The sequence below is a fragment of the Rhizobium sp. SVR5-9E genome (genome assembly GCF_056755095.1).
The window spans coordinates 1-643 of record NZ_JBNDHS010000235.1; the positions used below are offsets into that span (position 1 = coordinate 1).

Sequence of the window (643 nt, forward strand, 5' to 3'; positions counted from 1 at the left end):
CTCTTTGTGCCGCGGGACCTCTCGCTTGAAACCGCGGCCACGCTTGGCTCGGCAGAATTCTCCACGTTGAGCACCGGCCTGGGACGATTGTTCTCCGACTACCTTGTCGATGTGGCCAACCGTTTGCCGATGCTCACCCAGGCCGATCTGCCTGGACTCGTGGCAGCCACACGCGCGATGATCCTTGCATGCGTGTCGCCATCGGCCGACCATATCGAAGCGGCAGAAGGGCCGATCGCCAATGTCCTTCTCGAAAGGGCGCGACAGCTGGTGCGGAACCGGTTGCTCGATCCGAAACTTGGGTCTGAGTTGGTGCGGCGGGAGCTCGGTATCTCGCGCACGCGGCTTTACAACCTGTTCGAGCCCTTTGGCGGGGTGATGCACTATATTCAGCACCGCCGGCTGCTCAGTGCCTATGCAGCGCTCGCAGATCCAAAGGATCGGCGCCTGATATTCCAGATCGCAGAAGAATGCGGTTTCAGCGACGGCGCGGAGTTTAGCCGCGCGTTCAAGCGAGCGTTCGGCGACAGCCCGAGCGAGGTGAGGAACCGAGGCGGAGGCGGCATCCCAATTCGGCTGGACCTTGAGGATTGCCCGTCAGAAGAGCGGCTGGGCGTGCTTTTGCGCCGCTTGCAGGGATAGC

1 protein-coding gene is annotated in these 643 nt (G+C 62.2%); it reads left to right on the forward strand.

Annotated features, from left to right (window positions below):
- A partial coding sequence (locus tag ACPYOJ_RS34595) for a helix-turn-helix domain-containing protein (RefSeq protein WP_481420261.1) occupies positions 1-642 on the forward strand: 642 nt, incomplete at its 5' end.
- Between the last annotated feature and the right edge of the window lies 1 nt (position 643).